Below are 26,304 nucleotides of genomic sequence, written 5' to 3'. Positions count from 1 at the left end.
CACGGATCCCAGGGGAGCGCGGTGTGGCTCCACGTCGTCTGCCCACCCGGCTCCTAGGGTCTGCACATGCCGTCCCCGCGCCCTGCCCCACCGATGGCACCGCGTGGTCCCCTGCCCGCCCGGGTGTACTGGTTCCGACGCCTGGTGGTGCTCGGCGTGGCCGTGCTCCTGGTCGCGGGACTGGCCCGGCTGCTGGGCGGTTCGAGCGACGCGTCGTCCGACGAGGACCCCCAGGCGACCACGGCCGGCGCGACCACGAGCACCAGCGCCGAGACGACCGCCCCTCCGACGACCCCGGCCGAGCAGCCGCGGCGCAAGAGGAAGAAGCAGACCCCGACGGAGCCGCCGCTGGCGGAGCCGGAGGGCACCTGCGAGAACGGCGACATCGTGGCCACGCCGACCATCACCGAGGCGCCCGGCGGCAGCGACGTCTCGATCACCCTCAACCTGCGCACCCGCGTCACCGCGGCGTGCACCTGGACGGTCTCCCCGGACACCCTGACCGTCACCATCACCTCGGGCAGCGACTCGATCTGGTCGAGCCGGGAGTGCCCGGCGGCGATCGTGCCGCAGGACGTCGTCGTCCGGCAGGCCGTCGATGCCCCCGTCGTCATCACCTGGAACGCCAAGCGGTCCGACGAGGAGTGCTCCGCACTGACCGAGTGGGCGCTGCCCGGGTTCTACCACGTGGAGGCGGCGGCGCTGGCCGGAGAGCCGACCGAGGTGCAGTTCGAGCTGGTCCGCCCCGCCAGCGAGGTGATCACCAAGACGGTGACGCCCAGGCCCCAGAAGGGCACGAAGAAGGACAACGCCCACCAGCCCGGCGAGGACGGCTCGGGGAACTCCGAGGGGTGATCGGGCGCCTGGCTCGCGCTCCTGGCCGGCCCGATCGTCGGTGTGAGTGTCTCCGGATCTCGACGCGCCCGTCGCGGGCTCGTCCCTCGCTCGCGGGGCTTGCTCGATCTGGCCGGGCCGACGCGACGGCCTCGTCCCCTTCGAGACGGCGCTGAAGCGCCTCCTCAGGACGGCGCCTCGGCCGCCGCTGCCCGTCTCAGATGTAGCGCTCGGTGATGCTGGACTCGGCGAGGCGGGACAGGCCCTCGCGGACGCTGCGCGCCCGGAGCTCGCCGACGCCCTCGACGGCCTGGAGGTCGTCGATGCCGGCGGAGAGCAGCTGCTGGAGCCCGCCGAAGTGCTCGACGAGGCGGTCGACCACGGAGGGGGGAAGTCGCGGCACCTTGGCCAGCAGCCGGTAGCCGCGGGGCGCCACGGCGCCGTCGAGGTTCTCGGCGGTGCCGAGGCCGAGCACCGCGGCGACCGCGCCCGGGTCGACCAGCTCGGTGGGGGAGAGGGTGGACAGGTCGCCCAGGATCACCGACGCCTCGACCTTGCGGCGCTTGCCGGCCGGGAGGTAGTCGCGCACGACCAGCTCCCGCTCGGCGTCCACGCCGGTGATGAGCTCCTCGAGCTGCAGCGACAGCAGGCGACCGTCGGTGCCCAGCTCGAGCACGTAGTCGTCGATCTCGCGGGCGATCCGGGTGACCATCTCGAGGCGCTGGGCCACCACGGCGACGTCGCGCACGGTCACGAGGTCCTCGATCTCCAGCGCCGACAGCGTCGCCGACACCTCGTCGAGGCGCATCTTGTAGCGCTCGAGGGTGGCCAGGGCCTGGTTGGCGCGGGAGAGGATCTGGCCCGAGTCCTCGAGGACGTGGCGGATGTCGCCGACGTACGCCGCGATGATCTGCATCGACTGGGACACCGAGATGACCGGGTGGCCGGTCTGCTTGGCCACCCGCTCGGCGGTGCGGTGCCGGGTGCCGGTCTCCTCCGACGGGATCGACTGGTCGGGCATCAGGTGCACGGCGGCCCGCGAGATCCGCGTGACGTCGCGGTCGACGATGATCGCGCCGTCCATCTTGGCCAGCTCGCGCAGCCCGGTGGCGGTGAACGGGACGTCGAGGGTGAAGCCGCCCGTGGCGAGCGACTCGACCATCTTGTCCTGGCCGAGCACGATGAGCGCACCCGTGCGGCCCCGCAGGATCCGCTCGAGGCCGTCGCGCAGTGCGGTGCCCGGCGCGATCATCGCCAAGGTGGCGCGCAGGCGGAGCACGTCGTCTGAACGCTCGGGCACGGTGGTCCTCTCGTACGGGTACGACGCGGACGTCGCGGCGCTCAGTGTAGGGGAAGCGACGCGCCGGGCCGCCCTTCTCAGTCGAGCGGCGGGAGCGGGATCCGGTCGGCCCGGGTGACGCGCAGGGTGCACAGCGCGTCCCACACGGTGCTCTCGGAGATGACCCGCATCCCGTCGACGTCGCGGTGCCGGTCCTTCTCGGGCATCCCGGCCGCGCGCGGCACCACCGCCACCTCGAAGCCGAGTCGCGCGGCCTCGGCCAGCCGTTGGGGCAGGTCGCGCACCCGCCTCAGCTCGCCGGCGAGCCCGATCTCGCCCATGGCCACCACACCCTTGGGCGGCGCGAGGCCGTGGGTCGCGCTGGCGAGGGCCACCGCGATGGCCAGGTCGGTGGCCGGCTCGGTGAGCTTGGCCCCGCCGACGGTGGAGGCGAAGACGTCGTGGGAGTGCAGCCTGATCTGCGCGTGCTGCTGGAGCACCGCCAGGATCATCGCCACCCGGGAGGAGTCGATGCCGGAGGTGGTGCGCCGGGGGCGCTCGAGCGGTGAGGGCGTCACCAGTGCCTGGACCTCGGCGAGCAGGGGTCGGCGGCCCTCCATGGTGACCGCCACGCAGGTGCCCGGGACCCGCTGGCTGTGGTGCTCGACGAAGAGCCCGGTCGGGTCGGTGATCGCGGTGATGCCGCCGGCGGAGAGGTCGAAGCAGCCCACCTCGTCGACGGGGCCGAACCGGTTCTTCATGGCGCGGACCATGCGGAAGCGCGAGTTGCGGTCGCCCTCGAAGTTGAGCACCACGTCGACGAGGTGCTCCAGGACGCGAGGCCCGGCGATCGAGCCGTCCTTGGTGACGTGCCCGACGATGACCGTGGTGATGTTGCGGGTCTTGGCCACCCGCACGAGCGCGGCCGCGACCTCCTTGACCTGGGTGACGCCGCCCGGCACCCCCTCGATGCCCGACGCGCCGATGGTCTGGATCGAGTCGATGACCAGGAGCGTGGGCCGCACCTGCTCGATGTGGCTCAGCACCGCGCCCAGGTCGGTCTCGGCCGCGAGGTAGAGCTCGTCGTGTACCCCGCCGGTGCGATCGGCGCGCAGGCGCACCTGGGAGGCCGACTCCTCGCCGGTGACGTAGAGGGTGCGGGTGCGGACCCGGGCCGTCTGGGCGGCCACCTCAAGGAGCAGGGTGCTCTTGCCGACACCCGGCTCACCGGCCAGCAGGATCGCGGCGCCGGGCACCAGTCCTCCGCCCAGCACCCGGTCCAGCTCGGGCACCCCGGAGGAGCGGAACGTGGAGTCCTCGACCGAGACCTGGCCGATCGGCACCGCAGGTCGCGTGACCGGGGAGGCGGTGGCCCGCAGGGTCGGGGCGGCGGCCTCGGCGACCGACCCCCAGGCCTGGCACTCCCCGCACCGTCCCACCCACTTGCCGGTCTCCCAGCCGCACTCGGAGCACTTGTAGGCGGCGCGCTGTCTGCTCATGGGCGGCACGGTAGGCGACAGCACCGACAGCGCAGTTATGCTGCCCGTGCTTGGAACGATCAAGGGGGACGCACATGTCGCGACCGGAGGCCCGGCTGGGCACACACCTGCCCGTGTCGCCGCCGACGCTGGCCGATGTCGCCGAGCGTGCGGGGGTGAGTCGCCAGACCGTCTCGAACGCCGTCAACAACCCGGACCTGCTGCGCCCGGGCACGCTGGAGCGGGTCCGCGAGGCCATCGAGGAGATGGGCTACTCGCCCAACCGCGCCGCGCGCAACCTGCGCACCCGCACCTCCCAGCTCATCGGCCTGCGCGTCTCGCCGGTGCAGGAGGGCACCGCCAACGCGATGATGGACCGCTTCGTCCACACGCTCGTCGAGACGTCCGCGCTGGCCGGTCACCACGTCCTGCTCTTCACCGGGGACGACGAGGACCCGGTCGCCGGCTACGACAACCTGCTCCGCTCGACCGCGGTCGACGCGTTCGTGGTGACTGACACCTACCTGGGCAACCCGCAGGCCGCCTGGCTCGCCCAGCAGCGGGCCCCCTTCGTCGCCTTCGGCCGGCCGTGGGACCGCGCCGACGCCCGCCACCCGTGGGTGGACGTGGACGGAGCGGCCGGCACCCGGCTGGCCACCGAGCACCTCATCGCCAAGGGCCACACCCGCATCGCCTGGATCGGCTGGCGCAAGGACTCGCCCATCGGCGAGGACCGCCGGGCCGGCTGGCTGACGACCATGCACGAGCACGGCCTCCCGACCACCGGGCTCGCGAGCCGGGTCGAGGACACCGTCCAGTCCGGGGGCGAGGCGGCCGCCGTGCTGCTCGACGAGTCGGCGCCCACGGCGTTCGTCTGCGCGTCGGACACCCTGGCCATGGGCGTGCTCCACACGCTCTGGCTGCGCCAGCTCGCCCCGGGCCGCGACATCGCGGTGGTCGGCTTCGACGACTCCCAGGTCGCGCAGGTCTACCCGGTCGGGCTGACGTCGGTGCGCCAGCCGCTCGAGGAGGTCGCCGTGCAGATCGTCACCGCACTCCACGCGCTGCTCTCCCACCAGCCGCCGGCCGAGGACGGGGTGCTGCTCACCCCGACCCTCGTCGTGCGCCAGTCGTCCTGACCGACTCGCAGGAGTCCCGACGGAGCCAGTCCCGCCGGAGCCGGTCCCGGCACGGGGTCAGTACGTGCGCCACCACACGTTGACGGCGTAGTCGACCTCGGTGCCCTCGTGCGAGGCGAGCACGCGCTCGGCCACCTCGGGGGAGAACTCGATCCGCACCACCGCCTCGAGGTCCTCACGACGGTCGAAGGACCAGCCCATGTCGACCGGGACCCGCGTCCAGCCACGCTGCGACCAGAACCGCTCCACCTCGACCGGGTCGACCATGGGGTACCCGAGGCGGAACCACGCCCCGAACGTCGACCGGGTGGCGTCGTTGTCGATGACGAACGCGGTGCCGCCGCGGCGTACGACACGGTCCAGCTCGGCCAGGCCGGGCTCGCAGCCCGGGCCGAAGAAGTAGGCCCACCGCGCGTGCACCACGTCCACCGACGCGTCCGGGACGCGCAGCGCCTGCGCGGTGCCCGGTTGCACCTCGACGTTGTCGAGCCGTCGGGTACGACGTCGCGCCAGCGCCGCCAGGGAGGGGTGCGGCTCGACCCCGATCACCCGCCGGGCGTGCTCGGCCCAGCGGGGGAGGTGGAAGCCGGTCCCGCAGCCGACGTCGAGCAGCACCCGGTCGTCCCACGACGCGACCTGCCGCATGGCGGCCTCGATACGGCCGTGGGGGTCGGCGGCGCGGTTCTCGAGCTCGTAGGTCTCCGGGTGGTGCCAGATGTTGGGGCTCGGCGTGGCCCCCACCCGGCGCGGCGGGGGCCTCAGAGCCGGACGAGCCCGGAGGGCGTCTGGAGCTGGACGGCGATGATGCCCGGCGTGCCGTTGGGGGCGACCCACTCGACCTTGATGTCCTCCAGCGGCGCCTCGACGGTCTCGCCGAGCCACTCGCTGACCCGCTGCGGGTCACCGGCGATCTCGAGGGCCACCAGCGAGAACTGGCTGTCGGCCGCGTTGCTGGGGTGCATCTCGGCCGGCGACTCCCACTGGATGAAGAACGGGAGCTGCGGGTCCGACAGCAGGCCGTGGACGCCGATCTGGCGCCAGAGGAGCTCCTCGCCGTTGGGCAGGTGGCGGTTGCCCTTGACCGACTCGCGGCCGAGCCGCTCCTCGACCGAGGTGATGTCGTCGACGGCCACCACCCAGCCGAGCCAGCCGCCACCGAGGGCGGAGCGGGCACGCACGGCTTGGCCGAAGGGGGCCTTGTCGCTCGCAGGGTGGTCGAGCACCTCGACGATCTCGATGTAGGTGCGGCCGTCCAGCGGCATGATCATGTTGCGGGTCCCGAAGCGGGGATGCACGCCGCCGTCGATGAAGTCCTTGCCGAGCTGGCCCCCGATGCGCTGGGCTGTGCTGGCAAGTCCATCCGGTCCGGCTGCGAACGAGAGATGGTCCAGGCGCATGGCTGCATTCTGTGCTCAGGGGTGGGGCGCCGTCACGCCGGGGTCAGGTTGTCTTGACGTCGAGCGAAATCGGGCTCATGTCGCGCCGGGTCAGCGGGGGTCGGCCGGGTGCAGCGCCAGCGCCGAGCGGGACCGCACGTGCGCGTCGCAGTGGCGCACCAGCTCGGCGTAGCCCGCTGCGCCCATCAGCTCGGTCAGCTCGGCCTCGTGGGTGAGGTAGACCGGCTCCGGGGCGATGTGGGCCTCGGTGTTGCCCGAGCAGTACCAGTCGAGGTCGTGCCCGCCCGGTCCCCACCCGCGCCGGTCGTACTCGCCGATGGACACCTCGGTGTACGACGTCCCGTCCTGGCGCTCGACGTCGCGGAACGTCCGGCGGATCGGCAGCTGCCAGCAGACGTCCGGCTTGGTCTCCAGCGGGTTGCGTCCCTGCTCCAGCGCCAGCCCGTGCAACGCGCAGCCGGCGCCGGTCGGGAAGTCGGTGCGGTTGTGGAACACGCACGCCGACTGCCCGTCGTACTCCACCGCGATCGTCTTGCGCTCCCCGTCGTCGTCGGCCTCGACCCAGTCGTCGGTCTCCACGGTCCGCTGCGGGTGGAACTGCCACTGCTCCGGCGTGAGCTGCGCGACGTACGACGCGACGCGCTGCTCGTCGTCGGCGTCGCTGAAGTGCGCCCCCAGCGTGCAGCAGCCCACGTCGGGGGAGTCGGCGTAGATCCCGCGGCAGCCCTGGCCGAAGATGCAGGTGTAGCCCGAGGTCAGCCAGGTGAGGTCGCAGCGGAACACCTGCTCCTCGTCGGCAGGGTCGGCGAACTCGACGAAGGCACGGGGAAAGACGAGGTCGACTTCGGGCACTGGGCAAGCCTAGTAGTTTGGCCACATGCGTCTCGGCGTCCTCGACATCGGATCCAACACGGGCCACCTGCTCGTGGTGGACGCACACGGCGGCGCCGCACCCCTCCCGGCCTTCTCCTACAAGCAGCCGCTGCGTCTCGCCGAGCACCTCGACGACGACGGTGCGGTCTCCGAGGCCGGCATCGAGGCCCTCACCCGGTTCTGCCGCGAGGCCGTGACCGTGGCCGAGGACAAGGGCTGCGAGGACATGCTCGGCTTCGCCACCTCGGCGGTGCGCGACGCGGTCAACTCCGACGCCGTGCTGTCGCACGTCAACGACGTGACCGAGGTCGACCTGTCGGTGCTGTCGGGGGAGGACGAGGCCCGCCTGACCTTCCTCGCCGTACGCCGCTGGTTCGGGTGGTCGGCCGGGCGGCTGGCGGTCTTCGACATCGGCGGCGGCTCCCTGGAGATCGCCGGCGGCGCCGACGAGGCCCCCGACGTGGCGTGGTCGATGCCGCTGGGCGCGGCCCGCCTGGCCCGGGACTGGTTCGGCGGCGCCCGCCCCGACGACGAGGCCCTGCGCCGGTTGCGCCGCCAGATCCGCGCCGACATCGCCCGCGACGCGGGCAACCTGCTGCGTCCCGGCGCCCCCGACCGGGCGGCGGCGACCTCCAAGACCTTCCGGTCGCTGGCCCGCATCTGCGGCGCCGCGCCCAGCGCCGACGGCCCGCTCGTCCCGCGGGTCCTCGAGCTCGACACCCTCTCGCAGTGGATCCCCAAGCTGGTCTCGCTCGACCCCGACGAGCTCGCGTCCCTGCCGGGCGTCTCGCCGAGCCGCACCCACCAGATCGTCCCGGGCGCGCTCGTCGCCGAGGCGTGCATGGACATCTTCGACCTCGAGGCCCTCGAGATCTGCCCGTGGGCGCTGCGCGAGGGCGTCATCCTCGAGCGCCTCGACCAGCTGTCGGTCGTGACGCGACCCGCGGCCCGGCGTGGCGCGTCGTGACCCTCGTCGCGCTCTCCACCGCCTCGGTCTACCCCGAGTCCACGGCACACGGCTTCGCCTGGGCCGCACAGGTGGGCTACGACGCCGTCGAGGTGATGGTCGGGATCGACGCGCTGTCCCAGCAGACCTCCGCGCTCCAGCAGCTCTCCGACCACCACGAGATGCCGATCTGCGCGATCCACTCGCCGTGCCTGCTGTGGACGCAGCGGGTCTGGGGGACCGAGCCGTGGGGCAAGCTCGAGCGCTCCGCGGAGCTGGCGTCCGCCGTCGGTGCCGACGTGGTCGTCGTGCACCCGCCGTTCCGCTGGCAGAAGGAGTACGCCGCGGGCTTCGTCGACGGGATCGCCGCGCTCGAGGAGTCGACCGGCATCGCCTTCGCGGTGGAGAACATGTACCCCTGGCGGGCCTCCTCGCGCCGCGGCATGGAGATGTACCTCCCGAGCTGGGACCCCAGCGACCACGAGTACGCCAACACCACCGTCGACCTCTCCCACGCGGCCATCGCCCGCAGCGACGTCATCGCGATGGCCGAGCGGCTCGGCGACCGGCTGCGCCACGTCCACCTCACCGACGGCAGCGGGTCGGCCAAGGACGAGCACCTGGTCCCCGGACGCGGGGCGATGGGGGCGGCCGACTTCCTCGCCCACCTCGCGGACCGCGACTTCGCGGGCCACATCGTGCTGGAGATCAACACCCGCCGCTGCTCGACCCGCGCCGAGCGCGAGGCCGACCTGCGCGAGTCGCTGGAGTTCGCCCGCGAGCACTTCGCGGTCCCGGCCCGCTGACGCGTCGTACCCTCCCTCGCATGACCCGCCCCACCCGCGGCCGCCGGCCCGGCGCCCCCGACACGCGCGCGGCGGTGCTCGCCGCGGCACGCGCCGCCTTCGCGGCCAAGGGCTTCGCCGGTACGACGATCCGCGCGGTCGCCGCGGACGCGGGGGTCGACCCGGCACTGGTGCACCACTACTTCGGCACCAAGGACGACCTGTTCCTCGCCGCCATGCAGCTGCCGATCGACCCGCGCGAGGTGGTCGGCCGGGTCATCGACGGACCGGTCGAGGAGGCCGGCGAGCGGTTCCTGCGCGCGTTCTTGTCGGTGTGGGACGACCCCGGCGTGCAGCCCGCGCTGCTCGCCGTGGCGCGAGGCGTGATGGACCCCGCGGCCCACCGCCTGCTCAGCGAGGGCTTCCTGCCGGTGGTGGTCCAGCCGGTCGGCGTCGCCCTGGGGCTCGACCGGCCCGAGCACCGGATGGCGCTGGTCGCCAGCCAGGTCGTGGGCCTGATCCTGCTGCGCTACGTCATGCGCGTCGAGCCGGTCGCGTCGCTCACCAGCGAGCAGGTCGTCGCGACGTACGCCCCGACGATCCAGCGCTACCTCACCGGGGACCTGCCCCCGGCCTGACGCGGTCTGCTCGGGCCCGGTGGTCCAGACCGCCCCTGCCCGGGGCCATTCGCCCCATGCGCTCCGGGGTGGCGAGGAGGACAGTCGATCCCAGACTCCCCCACCCGCAGGAGACGCCATGGCACCCACCACGTCCACCACCAGCGGCGACCGACCCGTCCGGCACGGCCGCGAGCAGTTCTTCATCGAGGGCGAGGGGGTGGTCGGTCCACCCGGTGGCACCGACGGCGTGGTGGCGCCCCGCGCGCACCTCGACGCGGCCGCCGCGCCGCGCGCCGCGGCGTTCGCGGCGCCGACCTTCCGCTTCTCGCGGGTGGGACCCCGGGGTGTCCGCCTCCCCGAGGCGACGCTGCGCAAGGTGGCCGTGGCGATGACCCGTGGTCGCCAGCGCGACGGCAACGTCCCGGCCGGCTTCACCTACCTCGGGCAGTTCGTCGACCACGACCTCACCTTCGACAAGACGTCGGTGGCCTTCGGCGACCAGGTGTCGCCCGCCGAGCTGCTCCAGGGGCGCTCGCCGACCCTCGACCTCGACAGCCTGTACGGCGCCGGGCCGCTCGACCCGCAGTCCGCGGTGTTCTACGAGGCCGACCGGACCCGGCTCAAGGTCGGGCGGACGACGCGGATCGGGAGCGACCGGGCGCGCGTCGGGTTCGACGTGCCGCGTGTCGGGACGGGCTCGGCGGCCGAGCGGCGCAGGGCCCTCGTCCCCGACCTGCGCAACGACGAGAACCTCGCGGTGGCCCAGCACCACGCCGCGATGATCCGCTTCCACAACCGGGTCGTCGGCTCCCTGGGCGCGGGCGTGCCGGCGAGCGAGCGCTTCGAGCGTGCCCGGCGCCGGGTGGTCCTGCACTACCAGTGGGTGATCCGCTCCGACTACCTCCCGCGGATCTGCGACGGGTCGGTGGTCACCGACGTCTTCGCCAACGGACGCAAGGTCGTCGAGCCGGGCGCCGACCCGTTCACCATGCCGACGATGCCCGTGGAGTTCTCCGTCGGGGCGTTCCGGCTCGGGCACTCGATGATCCGCGACGCCTACAGCTGGAACGCCCGCTTCCCGAGCGGCTCGGGGACCCTGGACCTGCTGTTCTTCTTCTCCGGCACCAGCGGGTCGCTGGGCGGGGACCCGACCCTGCCGAGCAACTGGATCGCGGACTGGCGCCGGCTCTACCGCTTCGCCCAGGTCGGCCACGGCGAGCTCACGCCGCCCCGCGGCGAGTTCAACCTGGCCCGGCGCATCGACACCCGGCTGGTCGACCCCCTCGCGGTGCTGCCCGCCGGCTCGTTCGGCGGGGCGGCCGGCGACGAGGGGACCATCCGGGCCAACCTCGCCTTCCGCAACCTGGTGCGTGCCCGGATGCTGCGGCTGGCCAGCGGCCAGCAGATGGCCGCGCACCTGCGCACCCAGGGGGTGCCGGTGACCACGCTGACGCGGGCGCAGCTGCGCGACGGCGCCGGGGGTGCGGACCTGTCCGACCTCACCCCCACCCAGCTCGACGCGTTCCTCGCCGACACGCCGCTGTGGTTCTACTGCCTGCGCGAGGCGGAGCTCAACGACGGCAAGCTCACCGGCGTCGGTGCCCGGATCGTCGTGGAGACGATCCACCGGGCGATCGAGGGGAGCACCCACTCGATCGTGCGCAGCCCCGGCTTCTCGCCCTCGCTCGGCGAGGTCGCCGGCCGCTTCCGGATGGCCGACCTGCTGCTCTTCGCGTTCGAGCAGAAGCAGGGACTCCTCGCTCCCCTGGGTGACTGACCCCTTGACCGCGGCGCGACCACGGGAGCACAATTCAACACATGATGAATAACGTCATCGAGCTCCGGGACCTCGTCGTCGTCCGTGGCGACCGCACCGTGATCCCGGGCCTCACGCTGGGTGTCGCCGCCGGCGTCACCGGGCTGCTGGGGCCCAGCGGCTGCGGCAAGTCCACCCTGCTGCGATCCGTGGTCGGCGTGCAGCGCATCCGGTCCGGTGCCGTCGAGGTCCTCGGCCTGCCGGCCGGCGACCGCGGGTTGCGCGACCGCGTCGGCTACGTCACCCAGGCCGCCAGCGTGTACGACGACCTCACCGTCGCCGAGAACCTCCGCTTCTTCGCCCGGGTCCTCGGCGTCCTACGGGGCGAGGTGGACGCCGCGGTCGCTGCCGTCGACCTCGGCGAGCAGCGGGACCAGGTGGTGGGCAACCTGAGCGGCGGGCAGCGCAGCCGGGCCAGCCTCGCCGTCGCGCTGCTGGGCGACCCCGACGTGCTGGTCCTCGACGAGCCCACGGTCGGTCTCGACCCGGTACTGCGCCGTGACCTGTGGCGCCTCTTCCACCGGCTGGCCGACCGGGGCAAGGCGGTGCTCGTCTCCAGCCACGTCATGGACGAGGCGGACCGGTGCGACCGCCTGCTGCTCATGCGCGAGGGCCGGATCATCGCCGACGGCACCCCCGACGCGATCCGGGGGAGCGCGCGGGACATCGAGGCGGCCTTCCTCCAGATCGTCGAGGCCCCGGCATGAGCGCCCGGGTGACGCTCGCCGTCGCCGGTCGGGTGCTGCGGCAGGTCCGCCGCGACCACCGCACGCTGGCGATGCTGCTGGTGCTGCCGTGCCTGTTGATGAGCCTGCTGTGGTGGATGTTCGCGGACCTGCCGGGCAACGCCTTCGACGGCTTCGGTCCCGCGCTGCTGGCCATCTTCCCCTTCACGGTGATGTTCCTCGTGACCAGCGTGACCACGCTGCGCGAGCGCGGCAGCGGAACCCTCGAGCGGCTGCTCTCCATGCCGATGGGCAAGCTCGACTTCCTTCTCGGCTACGCCCTGGCCTTCGGGGTCCTGGCCGCCGTCCAGTCGGCGCTGGCGGTCGCGGTGAGCGTCGGGCTCCTGGGGCTCGACGTCAACGGTCCCGTGTGGCTGCTGGGGGTGGTGGCCGTCGTCGACGCCGTGCTGGGCACCGCGCTGGGACTGCTGGTCAGCGCGTTCGCCGACACCGAGTTCCAGGCCGTGCAGTTCATGCCGGCCTTCGTGGTCCCACAGCTGCTGCTGTGCGGGCTCTTCGTCGCCCGCGACGAGCTGCCCGCTGTCCTCAGCGCCCTCAGCAACGTCCTGCCGCTCTCGTACGCCGTCGACGCCATGCAGGAGCTCGTCGGCACCGCCGACCAGGCCAGTGTCTGGGCTGACGTCTCGGTCGTGCTCGCCTTCGCCCTGGCCGGCCTGGCCCTCGGCGCGGCGACGCTGCGGCGGCGTACCCCTTGACGGCTCGCGCCCGCCGCAACTGGCGGCGAGCAACTGGCGGCGCGTGACATCCCGAGGGCCCGGCGCGACGTCGTACGCCGCCAGTCGGGGCTGGCTCTCGTGGGTGCGCCTCCAGGGTGGCGGCAGATCGCGCCGATCCCGCGCGGGGTCCGCGATGTGCCGCCACCTTGGCCCGGGGGTCCGTGATGTGCCGCCACCTTGAGGCGGGGGCCGGCGATGTGCCGCCACCCTGGCCCCGGAGTCCGTGATGTGCCGCCACCCTGGCCCGAGCGCCCGCGATGTGCCGCCACCCTGGCCCGGGGGTCCGTGATGTGCCGCCACCCTGGCCCGAGCCCCCGCGATGTGCCGCCACCCTGGCCCAGGCCCCCCGATGGACCCGCGACCCCGACCGCGCGCGAGCAGCAGGCCCGTCCGGAGGAGGCCCTCCGGGGCGGGGCGGCGTAACCTGTGCGACATGTCTCTGCTCCGTCAGCCGATCCTGCTGCTCGCCAAGAGCGAGCAGGTCAAGAAGCTCGTCAGCACCATGCCCGTCTCGTCGGGCATCGTCACCAGCTACGTCCCGGGTGAGTCCACCGACGCCGCCGTCACGGCGACCGACGGACTGGTCGGTGACGGCCTCCACGTGACCCTGGACTTCCTCGGCGAGGACACCCTCGACGTCGCCCAGGCCGACGCCACGGTCGCGGCCTACAAGGACGTGCTGGCCGAGCTGGCCCGCCGCGGCCTCGCCGCGAAGGCCGAGGTCAGCGTCAAGCTCAGCGCCGTCGGCCAGGCCCTGCCGGACAACGGCGAGAAGATCGCGCTGGAGAACGCTCGCGAGATCTGCCGTGCCGCCCGCAACGCCGGCACCACGGTCACCCTCGACATGGAGGACCACACCACCACCGACTCGACGCTGGGCATCCTGCGCGAGCTGCGCAAGGACTTCCCCGAGACCGGGGCCGTCCTCCAGGCGATGCTGCACCGCACCGAGGCCGACTGCCGGGCGCTCGCCTACGAGGGCTCGCGCGTGCGCCTGTGCAAGGGCGCCTACCACGAGCCCGAGTCGGTCGCCTTCCAGGACAAGCTCGACATCGACAAGTCCTACGTCCGCTGCCTCAAGGTGCTGCTGGCCGGCCAGGGCTACCCGATGATCGCCAGCCACGACCCGCGGATGGTGCAGATCGCGTCGTCGCTGGCGAGCCGCTACGGCCGCACGCCGGGCACCTACGAGTTCCAGATGCTGTACGGCATCCGCCCCGAGGAGCAGAAGCGCCTCGCCGCCACCGGCGAGACCGTGCGCGTCTACATCCCCTACGGCCAGGAGTGGTACGGCTACCTCATGCGGCGCCTTGCCGAGCGCCCGCAGAACCTGTCGTTCTTCGCCCGTTCGCTGATCTCCAAGAAGTAGGCCCCCGCGATGCCCCAGACCGCGATCATCGGCGCCGGCGTCATGGGCGAGACCCTGCTCTCGGGGCTGGTCCGCGCCGGTCGCCGGGTCGACAACCTGCTGGTCGGTGAGAAGCGGCCCGAGCGGGCCCGCGAGCTCGAGGAGCAGTACGGCGTCGCGGTGGTCTCCAACGCCGAGGCCGCCCGCAAGGCCGACACGGTCGCGCTGGTCGTCAAGCCCCAGGACATGGCGGCCGTCCTCGACGAGATCGCCGCCGAGCTGCGTCCCGGCCAGCTGCTCGTCAGCCTCGCGGCGGGCATCACCACCTCCTTCATCGAGTCCCGCGTGCCCGAGGGCGTCGCCGTCGTGCGGGTCATGCCCAACACGCCGGCGCTGGTCGACGAGGGGATGGCCGCGATCTCGCCCGGCTCGCACTGCGACGACGGGCACCTGGCCGAGGCGGAGTCGCTGATGGCCTCGACCGGCAAGGTGATGCGCATCCCGGAGCGGCAGATGGACGCGGTCACCGCGATCAGCGGCTCGGGCCCGGCGTACATCTTCTTCGTCGTCGAGTCGATGATCGAGGCGGGCGTGCACCTCGGCCTGCCGCGCGCGACCTCGACCGAGCTGGTCATCCAGACGCTCTACGGCTCCGCGACGATGCTGCGCGAGACGGGCACCCACCCGGTCGTGCTGCGCGAGCAGGTCACCTCGCCGGGAGGCACGACGGCCTCGGCGCTGCGCGAGCTCGAGGTGCACAAGGTGCGGGCCGCGTTCCTCGCCGCCATGGAAGCCGCGCGGGACCGCTCGCGCGAGCTCGCCGAGGGCTCCTGAGCCGCAGCCCCGACGGGCCGGGGCGGGAGGGCCTCAGCCCGCCGCGTGCGGGTCGGGCAGCAGGCCCGGCGTCGCGGCCAGGATGGCGTGCGCGGCCTCGCGGTGCTTGTGCTCGACGAGCACCTCGTAGCGGGTGGCGACCACAGCGGTCACCGAGCTGAAGTCGCGGCGCCCGCGGGTGGCGGCGTACCCCAGCAGGCCCCACACGAGGCCGAAGAGCGCGCCGAACGCCGCCGTCGACAGCAGGATGCCGAGCAGGTCGCCGTCGACCCACAGCGCGATGATCAGGCCCACGAAGACGCCGAACCACAGCCCCGACACCGCGCTGGCCAGGGCGACGCGACCCCAGGTGAGGCGACCGGTGACACGCTCGATCCGCTTGAGGTCGGTGCCGACGATCAGCAGGTTCTCGACCGGGAACTCCTCGTCGGAGAGGTGGTCGACGGCCCGCTGCGCCTGCTCGTAGGTGTCGTAGACCGCCAGCGACTGCGGGTAGGCCAGGTCGAGGCCGGTGCTGCGGGTGCCGGTGGTGTCCATGGCCCGAGTCTTGCACCCCGCCCGCAGCCCGCTCAGGCCCTGAGTGACTCCAGCAGGGAGACGAGGTCGGTGACCGCTCCGCGCACGACCGGCACCCGGGAGAGCCGGCCGAGCTTGTCGACGAGCGGGGCGACGCCGTGCGCGAGCGCGAGGGTACGACGGCGACCGTCGCTGGCGTCGTACACCCAGAAGAGCACCATGCCCATGTGGAGCAGCCACAACAGCTCGGGCAGGTGGGGGCGCAGCGCGGGAGTGACCTTGAGGTCCGACCCGTCGAGGACCTCCCGGAAGATCGCGATGCTGGCCTCCCGGGCGCCGCTCGACTCCGGGGAGAACGGGGAGAGCGGGCTGGTCGGCTCGGCGGCGTTCTTGAAGAACGTGCCCGCGAACTCGTGGTACGGCTCGGCGACCTCCACCCACGCGGCGAGCACTCCCTCGAGCCGGTCGGCGAACGCCGTCGTCCCCGTCAGCGCCTGCGCCGCGGCCGCGAGGTGGGCCTCCTGCATCTGGCCGTAGAAGGCCTGGATCAGGTGCTCCTTGCCGGCGAAGTAGTAGTAGGCGCTGCCGAGCGAGACGCCCGCCTCGTCGGCGATCCCACGCATGGTGGTGCCGTCGAAGCCCTTGCTGCGGAACAGCCGCATCGACGCCTCGACGATGGCCCGGCGGGTCTGCTCAGCCTTGGGGGAGCGGGGAGCAGGATCCGGCACAGTCGTCAGGGTAGTCACCCCCTCCGGCCGTGAGCCGGGCCGTGGTGGCGTTGCGGATGCCCGCCGCGAGGTACGCCGCGCCCTTGGCCAGCGGCAGCCGCGACGGCTGCGCCAGCGTCTCGGCCAGCGCCCGGTGCGAGGCGGTGGCCCACAGGCACATCACCCAGGCGTGGGCCCCGGTCCACACCGCACCCTCGTCGGAGACGACGGTGACCTCCGCCAGGGTGCGCTCGTGGTCGAGCGCGGGGAAGAGTGCGCGGGCCGCGGGCGACCCGGCCGGCACCAGGTCGAGCGGCACCAGGCAGGGCTGGGCGCCGAGCCACCCCCCGAAGGCGCGGCACAGCGGGCAGCCCGGGTCGGTCAGGACGGTGAGGCGCACGGCTCAGGCCGGGTACGCCGCGGCGTCCGGGCCGACGGTCGGGGTGTAGCGCTGCGGGGGCAGGGGAGGGGTCCGCAACGTCTCGAGCCGTGCACGACGCCGGATGGAGTTGAAGACGTACACGTTGCAGAAGTGCAGCAGCCCGAGCACGACCATCACGACCCCGACCTTGAGGCTGACGACCTCGATCATCTGGGTGAGGTTCACGACGGTGGTGCCGGTGCGCAGGTAGAGGAGCACGAACCCGACGTTGAGCAGGTAGAAGCCGACGACCAGCAGCGTGTTGACCGCGTCCGCGAGGCCGTCCTCGCCGAGGACGTCGGTGAGGAAGACCCGTCCGTTGCGCGAAAGGGTCCGCGCCACCCAGACGGTGAGCGGCACGGTGACGACGAGGTAGCTGAGGTAGGTGAGGGCGGTCCAGTCCATGACGACTCCTGTTGAACGTGTTCAAAAAGTAGGTGAGACGCACGCTAGCCCTCTTCTTGAACATGTTCAAGTGCGGGTCGGGGTGGGCGCGCCGCGGTCGGCGCCGGTCCTGCGGCGGGGTTGCGGGTAGCGTCCGTCACATGGAGTGCCCCGGCCCCGCGTCCGTCGTCTTCGACAAGAGCCTGACGGAGTACGACTTCGGGCCCGGTCACCCGATGTCCCCGGTGCGCGTCGACCTCACGATGCGTCTCGCCGAGGAGCTCGGCGTGCTCGAGCGCCTGCGCATGGTGGAGGCGCCGGTGGCGGACGACGACCTCATCGCCACGGTCCACGACCGCAGCCTCATCGCGGCGGTGACACGGTGTGGCACCGAGGGTGGGGAGGATCCCGACCACGGGCTCGGCACCGACGACGACCCCGTCTTCCCCGACATGCACACGGCCGCGGCCCACGTCGTCGGCGCGACCGTCGAGGCCTGCCGGCAGGTGGCCAGCGGGGAGTCGCTGCACAGCGCGAGCATCGCCGGTGGGCTCCACCACGCGATGGCCGACCGCTCCTCCGGGTTCTGCATCTACAACGACGTCGCCGTCGGCATCCAGAGCCTGCTCGACCAGGGCCACGATCGCGTCGCCTACGTCGACGTCGACGTCCACCACGGCGACGGGGTGGAGCGGATCTTCTACGACGATCCGCGGGTGCTGACCATCTCCCTGCACGAGACCGGGCAGATGCTCTTCCCCGGGACCGGCTTCCCCTCCGACAGCGGCGGGCCCGGGGCCGAGGGGACCGCGGTCAACGTCGCCCTGCCACCCGGCACCGCCGACGCCGGCTGGCTGCGTGCCTTCCACGCCGTGGTGCCTCCGGTCCTGCGCGCGTGGGAGCCCGAGGTGCTGGTGACCCAGCACGGATGCGACTCCCACATGGAGGACCCGCTCGCCCACCTGATGCTCACCGTCGACGGCCAGCGGGCGGCGTACGTCGCACTCCACGAGCTGGCCCACGAGGTCGCCGGCGGTCGGTGGGTGGCGACCGGTGGGGGCGGCTACGCACTGGTGGACGTCGTCCCGCGGGCCTGGACGCACCTGCTCGCCATCGTCGGCGGCCACCCCCTCGCGCCCGAGACGCCCACACCACCTCGCTGGCGGGCCTACGTCACCGAGATGCTCGACCGCACGCCCCCGCACCGGATGACCGACGGGCGGACCCCCGCCTACCGCGACTGGGCCGACGGCTACGACCCGGAGACCTGGCTGGACCGCGCGATCATGGCGACCCGGACCGAGGTCTTCCCGCTGCACGGACTCGACCCCTACCCCTAGGTCGGCACCCCGCGCCACGCAGCAGCAGAGGCAAAATCAACCCGACACGCCGTTGGTCCCACAAGTTTCAGCAGCAACCCCTTCCCCACCGGTCACACGAGGCCCTACAGTCAGCGAGAAGCGCCACGACTGTGACACCGGTGGGGAAGCCGGTGCCGTGCCGCACAGAAAGATCGGTGCACCATGGCCCCCAACTCCAACGGCGACATGTCGGACGTCGTGTTCCTCACGATCGCCGAGGTCGCTGCGAAGATGCGCGTCTCGAAGATGACCGTCTACCGGCTCGTCCACGGCGGCGAGCTCCCTGCTGTCCGCGTCGGTCGCTCCTTCCGGGTGACCGAGGACGACGTCAACGAGTACCTGCGCAAGAGCTTCTACAACGCCGGCTGAGCCTGGTCCCGGCCAGGTCGCCGTACCCGTCCCGGCAGTCGCCGGGGCGGTGCCGGGTGCGATCCCGGCCACTCGATTCTCCACCGTCCGGTGCGGCCAGTAGGCTGTACAGGGTCGCGCGGGCACCTGCCTGCGCGCCGCACGTGCGCAGGAGTGCTCGTGCGACGCACGTGAAAGGTTTCCCTGTGGGTTCTGTCATCAAGAAGCGGCGCAAGCGCATGGCCAAGAAGAAGCACCGCAAGCTGCTGAAGAAGACGCGCGTCCAGCGTCGCAAGCTCGGCAAGTAGGCCACGGACCGGGGGCTCCGTCATGGGACGGGTCGTGCTGGTCACGGGGATCTCCCGTGACATCGGCCGGCGCTTCGCGCGCTCGGCCGCCAGCGACCCGTCCATCGACCGGGTCATCGGCGTCGACGTCGTCCCCCCTCGCGGTGACATCGGAGACGTCTCCTTCGTGCGCGCCGACATCCGCACGCCGGTCATCGCCAAGGTCCTCGCCAAGGAGGACGTCGACACCGTCGTGCACATGAGTGTCATCGCGACCCCCGGCTCGGCCGGGGGGCGCAACACCATGAAGGAGCTCAACGTCATGGGCACCATGCAGCTGCTCGCTGCATGCCAGAAGAGCCCCGGCGTGGAACGGGTGGTCGTCAAGTCCACCACCACGGTCTACGGCGCGTCCTCGCGCGACCCCGCGATGTTCACCGAGGAGATGGGGCCCAAGCGGCTCCCGAGCTCCGGCTACGCCAAGGACGTCTACGAGGTCGAGGGCTACGTCCGCGGCTTCGCGCGCCGCCGCCCCGACGTCGCGGTGACGATGATCCGCGCCGCCAACGTCATCGGACCGCACGTGAGCAGCCCGATCACCAGCTACTTCCGGTTGCCGGTGGTCCCGCGGGTGCTGGGCTTCGACCCGCGCCTGCAGTTCCTGCACGAGGACGACCTCCTCGACGTGCTGAGGCACGCGGTCGTCGCGGGCGCGCCCGGCACCTTCAACGTGGCGGGCGACGGGATGCTGCTGCTCTCCCAGGCGGTCCGCCGACTCGGCAAGCCGTCGGTCGCGCTGCCGGGAGTCGCGGTCGGCCGCCTCGGCTCCACGCTGCGCCAGGCCCGGGTGGCGGACTTCTCGCCCGAGCAGCTGGGCTTCCTGACCTACGGTCGGGGCGTGGACACCACCCGGATGCGCACCGAGCTCGGCTTCGAGCCGCGCTTCAGCACCGCATCGGCGTTCGCCGACTTCGGTGCCTCGCTCGGGGCTCCCCGGCGCGTCCCGCCCGAGCCGCCCCCGGCCCGCGTCGCCTCCGGGGGTGCCCGTGGCTGAGTCCGAGCGTCCCCGCCCCGAGGGGGCCGACGTGGTCCCGATCGGTACGTCGGGTCGTCCCGGTCGCGGGACCGGCAAGAAGCGTCCCTCCGCGGCCGCCCGCAACCTGGCCCCGTCGCCTCGCAAGCCCACCCGGCCGACCCCGGTGAAGGCCGCCCGTCCCGCCCCGGTCCCCCTCGACGAGCCGGCCGAGGCCGCCGAGCAGCCCGCCGCGACGCGGCCCTCCACCACCACCGAGGAGCGCCACCCGTTGGCCGGCATCCCGGTCGGCGACTGGCTGCACGCCTTCCAGCACGCGGCCGTCGAGCTGTTCGGCGAGCAGTGGGAGCGGCGGTTGGCCGAGCTGATGGCCTTCCTGCGGCGCCGGCTCTCGGGCGACTACACCGTCGACGAGTACGGCTTCGACGCCGAGCTCACCGAGCGCTTCTTCATGGCGGCGCTGCGTCCGATCGCGGACAAGTGGTTCCGCGTCGAGGTACGCGGTGCCGACAACATCCCCGCCACCGGCGGGGCCCTGGTCGTGTCCAACCACTCCGGCACGGTGCCGGTCGACGGCCTCATGACCATGGTCGCGGTCCACGACACCACGGGGCGCTTCCTGCGCCCGCTGGGCGCCGACCTGGTCTTCAAGCTGCCGGTCGTCAGCAGCCTGGCCCGCAAGGGTGGCGCCACGCTGGCGTGCAGCGAGGACGCCGAGCGGATGCTCTCGGGCGGCGAGCTCGTCGGGGTCTGGCCCGAGGGCTTCAAGGGGATCGGCAAGCCGTTCGGCGAGCGCTACAAGCTGCAGCGCTTCGGGCGCGGGGGCTTCGTGTCGGCCGCGTTGCGCACCGGCGTGCCCATCGTGCCGCTGTCGGTCGTGGGCGCCGAGGAGATCTACCCCATGGTGGGCAACCTGCCCAACCTGGCCCGCCTGCTCGGCATGCCCTACATCCCGATCACCCCGACCTTCCCGCTGCTGGGCCCGCTCGGCATGGTGCCGCTGCCGTCCAAGTGGCTGCTGGAGTTCGGTGAGCCGATCCGCACCGACGAGTACGACGCCGTGGAGGCCGAGGACCCGATGCTGGTCTTCGACGTCACCGACCAGGTGCGCGAGACCATCCAGCAGACCCTCTACACGCTGCTGCGGGACCGCGAGAGCGTCTTCCGCTGACCCGGGGCTGACGACCCCTGTGCGGCGCGACCTGCGGCTGCCGGGTCGCTCAGTCCAGCAAGGAGTCCGTGGTCTGGTCGAGGCCGTCGCCCGCCCCGTCCACGGCTCCGCCGACACCGCCCACGACGCCGTCGACCACGGGTCCCACGACCGGTCCCACGACGGGCACCTCGTCGACGAGGGCCGGCACGTCACCGGTGAGCAGCTTGGTGACGTCGTCGACGCCCTTCACGGTGGTGTCGACGGTGCCCTTGACCGTGCCCTTGACGGTCTCCTCCGCGGGGCCGTTCCCGGGGCCCCCGGTTCCGCCGGGGGTGCCGGGAACGCCGGTGGTGGCCCCGCCGGTCGTGCCGTCGGGCGTGCCACCGCCCAGCGTCGTGTCCAGGTCCGGGACGACGATGCCACCCACGTCCTGCCCGGAGATGGTGGTCGGGATCGCCGGCTGGCCGGTGCGCCCGCGGTCGATGATCGAGGCGGACGAGGCGCTGAGCACCGTCCCGACGTCCTGTCCCGGCGCGGAGGCGGACAGGAGGAAGGGTGGGAGGGTGCCGACCCCGCCGGCGCAGGCCGGGCACGCGCTCGCCGCCCGGGCGTCCATCGCCGCCAGGGAGCTGCCGGCGGCGACGAGCTCGTCGCGCGCGGACTCGGGCACGACCGGCTCGAGCGCGGCCAGTCGGTCGAGGCTGTCGGCGGTGAAGGTCCGCAGCGAGGTGATGACCTGTTCGTCGCCCGAGGCGGCGTACGCGTCGAGGAGCAGCCCGGAGGCCGAGGTCGCCTGCTCGTCGAACAGCACGAGCGTGTCGGCCACCGCCGCGTCGCGGGTCGGGGAGTCGGTGCGAGCGAGCTCGTCGACCTCGTCGAGGCGGCCGCGGGCACTGGCCAGCAGCCGGGCGCCCTTGTCCGCGTCACCGGAGGAGAGGTCCGTGCGCGCGTCCTCGATCGCCCGCTTGACGGGGTAGAGCGAGTCGCCCGGCAGGGCGGTCTGCGCGGCCACCGCCATCGACGAGGTGGCACCGATCAGGGCGGCACCACCGAGCAGCGCGGCGAGCCGGCGGTCCCGTGTCCGGGCCCGCGGCGGCAGCACGAGCCGGGCTTCGTCCTCGCGAGCGCGGGCCGGGCCGGCCACCAGGGCGGTGTCCGCCTCGGCCATCAGCCGCTCGCGCAGGGCAGCGGTGAACTCGGGGCGCGCAACGACCTCGGGGACCCCGCGCAGGTCGTCCACCACCGCCAGGAGGTCGGCGAACCGCTCGGCGTCGCGCTCGGTGAGGGGTGGGCCGTCCCCCGGCCCGGCGCGCCTGGCCAGCAGGGCGTCGAACTCCTCCGCTCGGCGTCGTCCCGAGAAGGGCACAGTCATCGCGTCCGTCCTTGCGTCTCGTGCTCGGTGCCGCGCGGTTCCCCCGTGCGGTGCCCCTCCACCTCGCGCAACGACGAGTCGGCGCGGGAGGTTACGCCGTATGAGGCACCGAACAGCGCGGGGCGCGGGCGGGACAGGCACGCGGTCGTCATCGGTCGCGCATCCCCTCGGGCATGAGCTTGGCGAGGTTGCGTACGCCGCGCAGCTGCAGCTGCTTGACGGCACCCTCGCTGCGCTCCAGGGCCAGCGCCGTCTCCGCGATGCTCATGCCCTGGAGGAACCGCATGATGATGCACTCGCGCTGCTCGGTCGGCAGCTCGGCGAGGGCCTCGAGGAGGATCTCGTTGGTGAGGCTCTCCAGCACGGCGTCCTCGGGGCCGTCGGTGGCGTCGTCGTGGAGGCTCATGTCCTCCGTGGTCAGCTCCAGGCGGGTGCGGCCCGCCTTGAAGTGGTCGGTGGTGAGGTTGCGCGCGATGGTCATCAGCCAGGCGCCGAGGTCGCGGCCCTGCCAGCGGAAGTTGTTCATGCTGCGCAGCGCCCGGAAGAACGTCTCCGAGGTGAGGTCCTCGGCCAGGGTCACCGAGCGGGTCCGGTAGTAGAGGAACCGGTAGACCGCGGGCTGGTAGTGGTCGTAGAGCAGGCCGAAGGCCTCCGTGTCGCCGCCCCGGGCCAGCTCGACGAGGGCGATGAGCCGGCTGCGGTCGGCCTCGTCCTCCTCCGAGGAGGTCGCCTGGTCGGCGTCGCCGTACGGGTCGCGCCCCGAGCCCCGGGCGTCGTCGCGCTGTCCGCCCTGGCCGCCACCGCCCACGGACGTGTGCGCCTCGGCGAGGAGCGCTCCCGCGGGGGCGACCGGTCGCGCGGGCACGACGAGGGCGAGGAGCACGGCGCGCCGCAGCGCGTCGAGTCCCCGCTCGATGTCGGTGTGACTCCGCATGACGTTCTCGACGACCCTCCCCAGTCGGTCCCTGCCGGGACCTACCACAGAGTAGGTGGAGCCGACGTGCTTGGGAATGCCCTGCTCGGGCCGCGGGTCGGACGGCTCAGTGGTGACGCCGGCCCCGCACCGTGGCGCCCGCGGCGAGCGCCCCGCCGACGGCTCCGGCCGCTGCCGCGGCCACGAACCCGGCGCGGGCCGCCTTGCGGCCCGTGCGGTAGTCGCGGACCCGCCAGCCCTGCTGCCGCGCGTGGTGGCGCAGGCGGGCGTCGGGGTTGACGGCGCAGGCGTCCCCCACCAGGGAGAGCATCGGGAGGTCGTTGGCCGAGTCGGAGTACGCCGAGCAGCGGCTCAGGTCGAGCCCCTCGCGGACGGCGAGGGCCTTGATGGCCTCGGCCTTGGCCGGGCCGTGCAGCATGTCGCCCACGAGCCGGCCGGTGTAGACGCCGTCCTCGTGCTCGGCGACCGTGCCGAGCGCGCCGGTGAGGCCGAGGCGGCGGGCGATGATGCGGGCGATCTCGATCGGGGCGGCCGTGACCAGCCAGACCCGCTGGCCCTGGTCGAGGTGCATCTGGGCCAGCGCCCGGGTGCCGGGCCAGATCCGGTGCGCCATGCCCTCGTCGAAGATCTCCTCGACCAGCGACTCCAGCTCGGTGACGGTGTGACCGGAGATGAAGGACAGCGCGGAGCTGCGTGCGTCGGCGACGTGCTCGGGGTCCTCGACGCCCACCATGCGGAAGTAGGCCTGCTTCCACGCGGCGCCGAGGATCTCGCGGGTGGTGAAGAACTCGCGGCGGTGCAGGCCACGGGCGAGGTGGAAGATGCTGGCGCCCTGCATGATCGTGTTGTCCACGTCGAAGAACGCCGCGGCGGTCGGGTCGACCGGGGTGTCGAGGGCAGTCTCCACCTCGGCGGCCGCTGCCGCCGCCTCCCCGGCCATCGTCGAGCGCTGCTGCAGGTTGAGGCGGTGGGGGCGGTCGGGCGGCGTCACGCGCTCAGGGTAGTCCCGCCGGCGGCGGTCGACGGGCCGAACGGCCCGGGCGTCGCACCCGGGTGTGGAAGGATCGAGGCATGTCGTCGAGAGACCTTGCGGACCTGGTCGCCGAGGCCGCGCAGGCCTCGCCCGATCGCCTCGCCGTGGTCGAGTCCGGCGGCCGCGCGGTCACCTGGGGCGAGCTGGAGGCCGACGTCGCCCGCTGCGCCACCGGGCTGGGACGCCTCGGCGTCCTGGCCGGGCACCGGGTGATGATCGCGGTGGGCAACCGGCTGGAGTTCGTGACCAGCTACCTCGGCGTGCTGAGGGCCCAGGTCGTCGCGGTGCCGGTCAACCCCCGCTCCACCGCCGACGAGCTGGCCCGGATGATCGCTGACTCGGGCTCGCGCCTCGTCGTGGCCGACGCCGAGGCGCTGGCCGCGGTCCGCGCGGCGGTGGCACTGGTCGAGGCCGCGCTCGACGGCGACGCGTCGACGCTCGACGTCGACCTGGTCTCGCGCGCCGTCCGACCTCGCGTCGTGGCGGTCGGCGACGGACGGGGCGCCGGGGAGATCGGCTACGACGACCTGGTCTCCGGCGAGGCGCGGCCCGTCCCGCCGCTGCAGGACCCCGAGAAGCTGGCCGCCCTGCTCTACACGAGCGGTACGTCGGGCCGACCGCGCGGCGCGATGCTCACCCACCGCGCGCTCCTCGCCAACATCGAGCAGGTCGCGGGCGTCGAGCCGAAGATGATCCACGGCGACGACGTGGTGCTCGGGGTGCTCCCGCTCTTCCATGTCTACGGGCTCAACGCCGTCCTCGGCGGCGTGCTGCGCCACCGGGCCAAGCTCCTGCTGGTCGAGCGGTGGGACCCGGTCAGCGTGCTCGACATCGTCGAGGACGAGGCCTGCAGCGTGCTGCCGGTCGCGCCGCCGGTGTTCGGCCACTGGCTGCCGCTCGAGCACCTCGCCGAGCGGTTGGGGCCGGTGCGGCTCGTGCTCTCCGGCTCGGCTCCGCTGGCCGCCGAGGTGGTCGACGCCTTCACCGAGGCCACCGGCATCCCCGTCCACCAGGGCTACGGCCTGACCGAGGCCGCGCCCGTGGTCACCAGCACCCTGTGCAGCCGGACGCAGCAGTCCGGCTCCGTCGGCGCGGCCCTGCCCGGCATCGACATCCGGCTGGTCGACGAGACCGGGCGGGTGCTCGGGGGCGAGGACCCGGGTGAGATCCAGGTGCGGGGCGCCAACCTGTTCAGCGGCTACTGGCCCGACGGCTCCGGCGGCGTGGACGCCGACGGGTGGTGGGCGACGGGCGACGTGGGCTTCCTCGACCCGACCGGCGACCTGTTCCTCGTCGACCGGGTCAAGGAGCTGGTCATCGTGAGCGGCTTCAACGTCTACCCGACGGAGGTCGAGGAGGTGCTGCGCGAGGTGCCGGGCGTCCTCGACGCGGCGGTCATCGGCGTCGAGGACGCAGCGACCGGCGAGGCGGTCGTCGCGTACGTCGTGGCGCCGGGCGCCGACGCGGGGGCCACCGAGGCCGCGGTGGCCGACCACGCCGCCGTACGCCTGGCCCGCTTCAAGCGGCCCACGCGCATCGAGGTCGTCGACGAGCTGCCCCTCACCGTCACCGGCAAGGTGCAGAAGGGTCGCCTGCGCGGCCTGGAGCGCCGGCGCGCGCTGGGGCTGCTCGAGTGAGCGAGCCCGGCACGCTGCCGCCGGCCGGACCGCGGGTGACGCTCTACGGCCGGGTCGGGTGCCACCTGTGCGACGACGCCCGGGCCGTCATCGAGGCGGTCTGCGCGGAGCTGGGGGAGTCGTACGTCGAGGTGGACGTCGACGAGGACCCCGCCCTGCTCGCCCGCTACTCCGAGGAGATCCCGGTGACCCTCGTCGACGGTCGCCAGCACGACTTCTGGCGGGTCGATCCGGACCGGCTGCGGGCCGCTCTCCGGAGGTCCTGAGCCCGCCCCGCACCCCGCTCGGGGTGGGGATGCTCACATGT

General features: G+C 73.1%; 29 protein-coding genes. 17 read left to right on the top strand and 12 right to left on the bottom strand.

From position 1 onward, the window contains the following. Positions 1-66: 66 nt before the first annotated feature. Positions 67-855: a hypothetical protein gene (locus ASG94_RS07410; protein WP_156411454.1), complete on the top strand. Its 789-nt coding sequence runs from the start codon at positions 67-69 to the stop codon at positions 853-855. Between the two features lie 196 nt (positions 856-1,051). Here the strand turns inward: ASG94_RS07410 and disA are convergent, their stop codons facing one another. Both disA and radA read right to left on the bottom strand, forming a co-directional pair. Beyond that, positions 1,052-2,134: a DNA integrity scanning diadenylate cyclase DisA gene (disA, locus tag ASG94_RS07405; RefSeq protein WP_082623988.1), complete on the bottom strand. Its 1,083-nt coding sequence runs from the start codon at positions 2,132-2,134 to the stop codon at positions 1,052-1,054. 77 nt (positions 2,135-2,211) lie between these two features. Next, positions 2,212-3,612 carry a DNA repair protein RadA gene (gene radA / locus ASG94_RS07400; RefSeq protein WP_056925655.1) on the bottom strand — a complete coding sequence of 467 codons (1,401 nt, stop codon included), beginning with the start codon at positions 3,610-3,612 and terminating at the stop codon, positions 2,212-2,214. Positions 3,613-3,686: 74 nt separating this feature from the next. Here radA and ASG94_RS07395 point away from each other — a divergent pair, with 74 nt between their 5' ends. Beyond that, positions 3,687-4,730, top strand: coding sequence for a LacI family DNA-binding transcriptional regulator (locus ASG94_RS07395; RefSeq protein WP_056925654.1), 1,044 nt, complete (start codon positions 3,687-3,689; stop codon positions 4,728-4,730). A gap of 57 nt (positions 4,731-4,787) precedes the next feature. Here ASG94_RS07395 and ASG94_RS07390 read toward each other — a convergent pair whose 3' ends face one another. The 3 genes from ASG94_RS07390 to ASG94_RS07380 all read right to left on the bottom strand — a co-directional run bounded on the left by ASG94_RS07390 (position 4,788) and on the right by ASG94_RS07380 (position 6,979). Continuing rightward, on the bottom strand, positions 4,788-5,471 hold the full coding sequence (locus ASG94_RS07390; RefSeq protein WP_235537162.1) for a class I SAM-dependent methyltransferase: 684 nt from the start codon (positions 5,469-5,471) through the stop codon (positions 4,788-4,790). A gap of 17 nt (positions 5,472-5,488) precedes the next feature. Continuing rightward, on the bottom strand, positions 5,489-6,127 hold the full coding sequence (locus ASG94_RS07385) for a VOC family protein (protein ID WP_056925653.1): 639 nt from the start codon (positions 6,125-6,127) through the stop codon (positions 5,489-5,491). A gap of 90 nt (positions 6,128-6,217) precedes the next feature. Continuing rightward, a complete protein-coding gene (locus ASG94_RS07380; protein ID WP_056925652.1) occupies positions 6,218-6,979 on the bottom strand; it encodes a hypothetical protein in 762 nt (253 codons plus the stop codon). A gap of 25 nt (positions 6,980-7,004) precedes the next feature. Between ASG94_RS07380 and ASG94_RS07375 the strand changes: the two genes are divergently transcribed. The 8 genes from ASG94_RS07375 to proC all read left to right on the top strand — a co-directional run bounded on the left by ASG94_RS07375 (position 7,005) and on the right by proC (position 14,811). Next, positions 7,005-7,967 carry a Ppx/GppA phosphatase family protein gene (locus tag ASG94_RS07375; RefSeq protein WP_056925651.1) on the top strand — a complete coding sequence of 321 codons (963 nt, stop codon included), beginning with the start codon at positions 7,005-7,007 and terminating at the stop codon, positions 7,965-7,967. Then, complete coding sequence (locus ASG94_RS07370; protein WP_056925650.1) at positions 7,964-8,752, top strand: sugar phosphate isomerase/epimerase family protein; 789 nt, start codon at positions 7,964-7,966, stop codon at positions 8,750-8,752. Before ASG94_RS07375 ends, ASG94_RS07370 begins: the two co-directional genes overlap by 4 nt. 20 nt (positions 8,753-8,772) lie before the next feature. Continuing rightward, the gene (locus ASG94_RS07365; protein WP_056925649.1) at positions 8,773-9,369 is read left to right on the top strand and encodes a TetR/AcrR family transcriptional regulator; all 597 of its coding nucleotides are present in this window, start codon (positions 8,773-8,775) and stop codon (positions 9,367-9,369) included. A 118-nt stretch (positions 9,370-9,487) separates the two neighbouring features. Continuing rightward, on the top strand, positions 9,488-11,128 hold the full coding sequence (locus tag ASG94_RS07360) for a peroxidase family protein (RefSeq protein ID WP_082623987.1): 1,641 nt from the start codon (positions 9,488-9,490) through the stop codon (positions 11,126-11,128). Between the two features lie 41 nt (positions 11,129-11,169). Beyond that, positions 11,170-11,874 carry an ABC transporter ATP-binding protein gene (locus ASG94_RS07355; RefSeq protein WP_056925648.1) on the top strand — a complete coding sequence of 235 codons (705 nt, stop codon included), beginning with the start codon at positions 11,170-11,172 and terminating at the stop codon, positions 11,872-11,874. Then, positions 11,871-12,608 carry an ABC transporter permease gene (locus ASG94_RS07350; protein WP_056925647.1) on the top strand — a complete coding sequence of 246 codons (738 nt, stop codon included), beginning with the start codon at positions 11,871-11,873 and terminating at the stop codon, positions 12,606-12,608. The genes ASG94_RS07355 and ASG94_RS07350 overlap by 4 nt, the downstream gene beginning before the upstream one ends. A 454-nt stretch (positions 12,609-13,062) precedes the next feature. Next, complete coding sequence (locus ASG94_RS07345; protein ID WP_235537161.1) at positions 13,063-13,998, top strand: proline dehydrogenase family protein; 936 nt, start codon at positions 13,063-13,065, stop codon at positions 13,996-13,998. Between the two features lie 9 nt (positions 13,999-14,007). Continuing rightward, on the top strand, positions 14,008-14,811 hold the full coding sequence (proC, locus tag ASG94_RS07340) for a pyrroline-5-carboxylate reductase (protein WP_056925646.1): 804 nt from the start codon (positions 14,008-14,010) through the stop codon (positions 14,809-14,811). A gap of 33 nt (positions 14,812-14,844) precedes the next feature. Here proC and ASG94_RS07335 read toward each other — a convergent pair whose 3' ends face one another. The 4 genes from ASG94_RS07335 to ASG94_RS07320 are packed head-to-tail and all read right to left on the bottom strand — an operon-like array spanning position 14,845 to position 16,860. Further along, positions 14,845-15,348 carry a general stress protein gene (locus tag ASG94_RS07335; protein WP_056925645.1) on the bottom strand — a complete coding sequence of 168 codons (504 nt, stop codon included), beginning with the start codon at positions 15,346-15,348 and terminating at the stop codon, positions 14,845-14,847. Between the two features lie 32 nt (positions 15,349-15,380). Further along, entirely contained in the window at positions 15,381-16,055 is a 675-nt protein-coding gene (locus tag ASG94_RS07330; RefSeq protein ID WP_235537160.1) for a TetR family transcriptional regulator, read from the bottom strand. Further along, positions 16,021-16,434: a hypothetical protein gene (locus ASG94_RS07325; protein WP_056925644.1), complete on the bottom strand. Its 414-nt coding sequence runs from the start codon at positions 16,432-16,434 to the stop codon at positions 16,021-16,023. Before ASG94_RS07325 ends, ASG94_RS07330 begins: the two co-directional genes overlap by 35 nt. Before the next feature lie 3 nt (positions 16,435-16,437). Next, a complete protein-coding gene (locus tag ASG94_RS07320) occupies positions 16,438-16,860 on the bottom strand; it encodes a hypothetical protein (protein WP_056925643.1) in 423 nt (140 codons plus the stop codon). A 140-nt stretch (positions 16,861-17,000) separates the two neighbouring features. Between ASG94_RS07320 and ASG94_RS07315 the strand changes: the two genes are divergently transcribed. From ASG94_RS07315 to ASG94_RS07300, 5 genes are all read left to right on the top strand, one after another. Continuing rightward, on the top strand, positions 17,001-18,179 hold the full coding sequence (locus ASG94_RS07315) for an acetoin utilization protein AcuC (protein ID WP_056925642.1): 1,179 nt from the start codon (positions 17,001-17,003) through the stop codon (positions 18,177-18,179). A 183-nt stretch (positions 18,180-18,362) separates the two neighbouring features. Continuing rightward, positions 18,363-18,569 (top strand): helix-turn-helix domain-containing protein, encoded by a 207-nt coding sequence (locus tag ASG94_RS07310; protein ID WP_056925641.1) that lies wholly within the window; start codon positions 18,363-18,365, stop codon positions 18,567-18,569. 185 nt (positions 18,570-18,754) lie between these two features. Then, the gene (locus tag ASG94_RS21295; RefSeq protein ID WP_008356322.1) at positions 18,755-18,856 is read left to right on the top strand and encodes a 30S ribosomal protein bS22; all 102 of its coding nucleotides are present in this window, start codon (positions 18,755-18,757) and stop codon (positions 18,854-18,856) included. 22 nt (positions 18,857-18,878) lie between these two features. Further along, positions 18,879-19,889: an NAD-dependent epimerase/dehydratase family protein gene (locus ASG94_RS07305; RefSeq protein ID WP_056925640.1), complete on the top strand. Its 1,011-nt coding sequence runs from the start codon at positions 18,879-18,881 to the stop codon at positions 19,887-19,889. Next, positions 19,882-21,039, top strand: coding sequence for a lysophospholipid acyltransferase family protein (locus tag ASG94_RS07300; RefSeq protein ID WP_056926353.1), 1,158 nt, complete (start codon positions 19,882-19,884; stop codon positions 21,037-21,039). The genes ASG94_RS07305 and ASG94_RS07300 overlap by 8 nt, the downstream gene beginning before the upstream one ends. Before the next feature lie 49 nt (positions 21,040-21,088). Here the strand turns inward: ASG94_RS07300 and ASG94_RS07295 are convergent, their stop codons facing one another. The 3 genes from ASG94_RS07295 to ASG94_RS07285 all read right to left on the bottom strand — a co-directional run bounded on the left by ASG94_RS07295 (position 21,089) and on the right by ASG94_RS07285 (position 24,318). Next, complete coding sequence (locus tag ASG94_RS07295) at positions 21,089-22,393, bottom strand: DUF5667 domain-containing protein (RefSeq protein ID WP_056925639.1); 1,305 nt, start codon at positions 22,391-22,393, stop codon at positions 21,089-21,091. A 148-nt stretch (positions 22,394-22,541) separates the two neighbouring features. Beyond that, a complete protein-coding gene (locus ASG94_RS07290) occupies positions 22,542-23,327 on the bottom strand; it encodes a sigma-70 family RNA polymerase sigma factor (RefSeq protein ID WP_056925638.1) in 786 nt (261 codons plus the stop codon). A 106-nt stretch (positions 23,328-23,433) separates the two neighbouring features. Next, complete coding sequence (locus tag ASG94_RS07285) at positions 23,434-24,318, bottom strand: HAD-IB family hydrolase (protein ID WP_235537159.1); 885 nt, start codon at positions 24,316-24,318, stop codon at positions 23,434-23,436. 80 nt (positions 24,319-24,398) lie between these two features. On the opposite strand from ASG94_RS07285, the gene ASG94_RS07280 reads away from it, so the two are divergent. Next, the gene (locus ASG94_RS07280) at positions 24,399-25,997 is read left to right on the top strand and encodes a class I adenylate-forming enzyme family protein (RefSeq protein WP_056925637.1); all 1,599 of its coding nucleotides are present in this window, start codon (positions 24,399-24,401) and stop codon (positions 25,995-25,997) included. After that, positions 25,994-26,263 (top strand): glutaredoxin family protein, encoded by a 270-nt coding sequence (locus ASG94_RS07275; RefSeq protein ID WP_056925636.1) that lies wholly within the window; start codon positions 25,994-25,996, stop codon positions 26,261-26,263. Before ASG94_RS07280 ends, ASG94_RS07275 begins: the two co-directional genes overlap by 4 nt. Positions 26,264-26,304: the final 41 nt, after the last annotated feature.

This window comes from Nocardioides sp. Soil805, assembly GCF_001429625.1.
Lineage (GTDB): Bacteria > Actinomycetota > Actinomycetes > Propionibacteriales > Nocardioidaceae > Nocardioides.
This window is presented reverse-complemented; position numbering and strand designations above follow the sequence as displayed.